Origin of the sequence: Intestinibacter sp. (assembly GCF_051866655.1) — a bacterium.
Classification (GTDB): Bacteria; Bacillota; Clostridia; order Peptostreptococcales; family Peptostreptococcaceae; genus Intestinibacter.
The window spans coordinates 1-4841 of the sequence record NZ_JBJDXL010000207.1 but is presented as its reverse complement, the minus strand read 5'-3'; the positions used below and the strand labels follow the sequence as shown (position 1 = coordinate 4841).

The following is a 4841-nucleotide window of genomic DNA, read 5'->3' as shown; positions in this document are numbered from 1 at the left end:
GTGTTACCTATAGTCTCAACAGTACCGGGTGTATCTACAAAATATACCGGATACTTTTTAATTTGCTGAGATGCTTTTTCTGCTTTACTTAGATCATCATCTGATAATTCTTCAGTAGAGCTATAAAGCTGAGATGTAGTACGCCTAAGTTTACTACTAATAGATCTGCCTACTTGGCGAGAACTAAGCATTTCTAAACTAAAGTTCAATACAATTATATCCTGATTAGGATTTAAATCTACTAAATCATTCTGAAGAATGTTAACAAATGAACTCTTTCCTGATCCACTTATACCTACAATTGTATAAATAGTATTAGGCTCTATTCCACCCATACACTGTTTATTGAACTTAGACCATCTTGTTTTAAGAGATTCAATCTTATGTTCTTTTCTATCTTTTATATATCCTATAGCCTCTTCAGCAGCTTGAGATATATGTTTAAAAGGTAGAGTTTCACAGTATACTTGTTCCATATGAATTATATGTTACAGGTTGTTCATTTATTTGGTCTTCTATAGCTTCCCACTCATGCTGAGTAAGCCATTTCCACATAGTTTTCATATAACCTAATTTACCAGTAATCATCTTGTTTTGTATTTCAAAACGAAGACATTTAAGCAAATGCTCATGCATTGCTTTAGACTTACCTATAATTCTGTTATATTCTTTTCTACATTTATTTATATTAGCTCTTAGAAACCCTTTGGTTCCGTCAGGACGCATAACGTAAACTGGAAATTCTTCATAAAACTGATCAAATAAGCTTTTATCTTCTTTTATAAGATTATCTAACTTATGAGTTTTATGAACTATAGTACCTTCAGAGCTATTATCAATAGATATTAACTCTTTGCCTTGTAAATCTAGTATTTCTTCTTCACTAACTAGGCTGAGAAGTTTGTGAATGTCCTGATTCTTTGTTTGATTATCATTCAATACTAGAGTTATAAAGACTAATTGATTAATAGATTTAATTTCTGGAATCTTGTCCAGAAGCGCAGTGTCTAACTCCAAAATCATATCTCATATAATATTATAAGTTATGGTTCTGAAATTTATCTGATAGTCTTTGGTATTACCATAGACTTAGTTGTAACGGTTTTAATTCTCTTACTAATTTATAAGCTTCAAAAATGTAATATTTATAGTTTATATTTCTTTGTTCTATAGGAATATCATTAAATTCATTTAACAAAGTAACACCAGAATCTACTAACATATTCTGATATGATCTACCTTTTTCAGTATCTTTCCATTTCCATAGATAAGCACCATTAGTAGAAGCATAGAATCTATTAATTCTCTGTTGTTCTTTATTTAAGTATTCAACATGCCATTGTTTACCAGTTTTTTCAGACATTAAGAAATCTTTAATATCTTTGCAGTTCTTAACTGTTTCTTCAATAGGTATATTATCTTTGAAGTACGCTATAACTGCTTTTGGTATTATTTTAGGAGTTAATCCTTTACCTAATTTTACTTCAGTAATAAAAGCTCCTTTTTCTTTTACTTTATTATCTTCAGTAATAGCAAAGTAATCATTAATAGCAAGTTGATACATAGCTTTAAATCTATCCTCTTCTAGAACTAGATGAGTAAGTTTTTCCCAATCTGAACAAATACTTTTAAAGTTATTATAGTTATCTTTTTTAACTATAATAAATAAACCATCTGTATTAGCTTGTATAATTCTACATCCTATTGATACTAGTTTTTCAGCTAACATTAATAGTAATAACTGTCCATTTATTCTAATTTGCATTACTGCAAAAGGAGAATAACAGAAGTTATGTTCATTTTGTAGATTACCACTTAAACCATTAAGTGCTAATTTTAGTGTTTCATTTTTAACTTTATTTCCGTTATGTTTTGCTTCTATTCTTTCATCCTTTATTTTACTATATACTTCTAGAAATTCTTTACCTAAATGTTTAGGATAGAACTTATATTCTATTAGCATACTTGGATATAGAGAAGCAACATCAACGTCTAATAGTAATTCGTCTTCTTTAGGAATTATACATTCAGGTTTGTTTACTGAATGTATACCACCTACTCCTACAGAATATTGTAATCCTGCAAATATAAACTTATTTTCATATCCTTTTCTACCTGGAGATACTACTTGTTTTTTCATATCTTCTAATACTTTTTGTAGAATAGGATTATCATACTTAATAAAAGGTAAGATAACATCTTTTAATGGTATTGCTGACATGGGAGATCTTAAATTTTTAATGTCAAACCATGTTAATCCTGTCTTTTCTAAGTACTTTTGAGTTAATATCTTCATTCCAATATTAACTCCATCTTTGCTTAATACTCTAACACCGTATTCATCTTCGATGGCTAGCCTTAAGTCAATATCTTTCTTACATCTGTTTAAAAGCTCTGTAGTAGAGTTTACATCATTAATATTATACTTGATCATAGAGTCTATTTCATTTAACTGTAGATCTACATCCCAATCTGTAACAAATTCTTGTACATTCTTATACATCATTGTTACTTGCATTTCTTTTAATGAAACTCTTAACTTATTACTATATAACATAGTAAGTAAATCAAAAGATTCAAAACAGATCATGTATTTCCACTTCTTCCAAGCTGATATATCATCTTCAGAAGAAGTTGTAATTACTTTACTTAGGTTAAATATAGACTCACATACACGTCTAAAACCTAATTGTTTCATAGTTTGATAATTATCTATAATATAGTTTATTATAGGATTATCATAATGTAAGTTATTATAACCACAGAATAATTTATCAATATTAAACTGAGTTTCTGTAGTATATATTTTACCTAATGTATAATCTGTCTTAACTGTATAAAAGAAATCTACTAATTCATCTAATTGATTTTTCCTTTCAGAAATTTCAAATAGATATAATTGATTAGTTTCTGTATTTCTTACAGTACAATGAAATACATTTTTAAAGACTTCTATATCATATACATATACGACTTTGTTTCGTATAATCATAATATTAACTTTTATAGTTAGTAGAGTATAATAGACTCGAACTATTACCCAGAGGGATCCTCTGTATGCTACCATTTACATCAATACTCATTCCACACGTGAATTTCTTTATGCTGCTAATCTACTAATCTTATCAGGATGCAGATAAGTAGTCATATTAAGACCTTCGGGATCTTTTAATGTTACTCCTGCAAATGATTCATCTTTAAGATATTTCTTTGCAATATTAGCAGCTTTCTTTTCAGCAGATCTTATAGTATCTGCTTCAAAATAATCTGTTAAGAAATCGTAGTTCTTATAAGGTCTACCTTCTTTCTTAGCATTTATATCTGCTTCAACAACTCGATTAATAGTATAAGTAAATTTACGCTTATTAGGCTTTTCCTTATTTATTTCTTCAGCTGTTAAAGCTTTAGTCTTGCTACGTTCTTTGATTGCTATAGCAGTGTTAACTGCATTAGCGTGAGGAGTACTTTCGCTTACTTTAGAGTATTTCTTCTTTAAAGCTTCACGATTATAAAACTCTCTCTTTACTATAGTTGTTAAGTTGAATAACTTCTTCTTAACAGCTCTAGTAAAACGTTTCTTCTCTTTACGAGTATACTTTATTGTTGGATCGTAACCACAACTTTGCAGAATTTTCTTTACAGCTTCTTTCTTACTATTAGCAGCTACTTTATACTCTTTTTGAGCTTCTATAGCTATCTTAGACATATTCTGCTTATTGTTCTTATTCCAACTATTAAAGTTTTTTACTTTCCCATCCTTATCGTATTCTATTACTAAAGACGGACCGTGCTTGAAGTCTCTAGTAGTCTCACTAGGACAAAATGCTCTTACAAACTTAGCTCCATTAGGAGTATTCTGTATTACACGATTATAGTTACGCTTCTTAGCGTTATTTGCACGTTTAGTATTTCTTATTACTGATTTTTTTGCTCTATATACTTTTGTTTTCATAATTTGATATCTTTAAATTGTTAAACAGCTAATGATGCTGCAGGAGATTCAATCTCAAGTGTAGCATCATCATTAAATTTAGTAAGATTTTCCTTAATAGAGATAATTTCTAACTCTATAGGCTTAATAAGATTGTTAATGTAATCAGAAGTAATTACTTCGATCTTATCTAAGTTCTTCTTGCCTGCAGAACGCTTAATCTTTTTATCTACAGTAGGTATATGATTAAGCTTAAACAGATATTCAGTACGCTCAGAAAGCGTATAAATATTAATAAAGTTATTATTCTTAGGTAATTCAGAGAACTTAGTATAACCCATATTAATACATTCCTTATAAAGTTTAAGTAGAATGCGTTCCTCCATCAGTTCTACATTCTCCTTGATCAGTTCTTTCAAGTCTTTATTAGTCTTAAACTTTATAGGCATATTCTTAGGAGTAACATTATTCTTAATAATAGTATCCCAGTTAGATGATAAAGTCTTCTTAATCTCTTCTAAGCGATTGAAAATATATTTAGATGTAATTGATTTCATATTCTATTGATAACTTTTAGTTTAAATATTTGACCAAATTACGTCTACTAGCGTAGGAATAGCGAGACTCGAACTCGCACTGCATAAGCAATTAGATCCTAAGTCTAACGTGTCTACCAATTTCACCATATTCCCTTATTTTCTTTCACATAAATAAATTATTCCATCAATAATTATTTAAACAGTACCCAGTTCAGTACTGTGAAAATATATTTTGTTTTTGAAAGCTAATATCCAATTCAATATTATTTGTAGATTACTCTACCTATTCGGATAGGGAGTACACGTCCATCCGAAGTGCGAATTCCCATAAAACCACACAAATCAGTATCGTTTATAGGGCCTTCAACTTT

General features: G+C 29.1%; 5 protein-coding genes and 1 tRNA gene. All 6 read right to left on the bottom strand.

Annotation, left to right across the window (positions count from 1 at the left end; genetic code table 11):
• The coding region (locus ACI3VO_RS06335) for a DnaB-like helicase C-terminal domain-containing protein (protein WP_439757096.1) at window positions 1–476 on the bottom strand (476 nt) is incomplete at its 3' end.
• The gene (locus ACI3VO_RS06330) at window positions 457–1017 is read right to left on the bottom strand and encodes a hypothetical protein (protein ID WP_439757095.1); all 561 of its coding nucleotides are present in this window, start codon (window positions 1015–1017) and stop codon (window positions 457–459) included. The genes ACI3VO_RS06330 and ACI3VO_RS06335, both read right to left, overlap by 20 nt.
• 61 nt (window positions 1018–1078) lie before the next feature.
• Window positions 1079–2992 (bottom strand): hypothetical protein, encoded by a 1914-nt coding sequence (locus tag ACI3VO_RS06325; RefSeq protein ID WP_439757094.1) that lies wholly within the window; start codon window positions 2990–2992, stop codon window positions 1079–1081.
• Window positions 2993–3100: 108 nt separating this feature from the next.
• Window positions 3101–3952 (bottom strand): hypothetical protein, encoded by an 852-nt coding sequence (locus tag ACI3VO_RS06320; RefSeq protein WP_439757093.1) that lies wholly within the window; start codon window positions 3950–3952, stop codon window positions 3101–3103.
• Between the two features lie 20 nt (window positions 3953–3972).
• Window positions 3973–4488, bottom strand: coding sequence for a hypothetical protein (locus ACI3VO_RS06315; protein WP_439757092.1), 516 nt, complete (start codon window positions 4486–4488; stop codon window positions 3973–3975).
• 53 nt (window positions 4489–4541) lie between these two features.
• Window positions 4542–4623 (bottom strand) — tRNA-Leu (locus ACI3VO_RS06310).
• Window positions 4624–4841 lie beyond the last annotated feature (218 nt).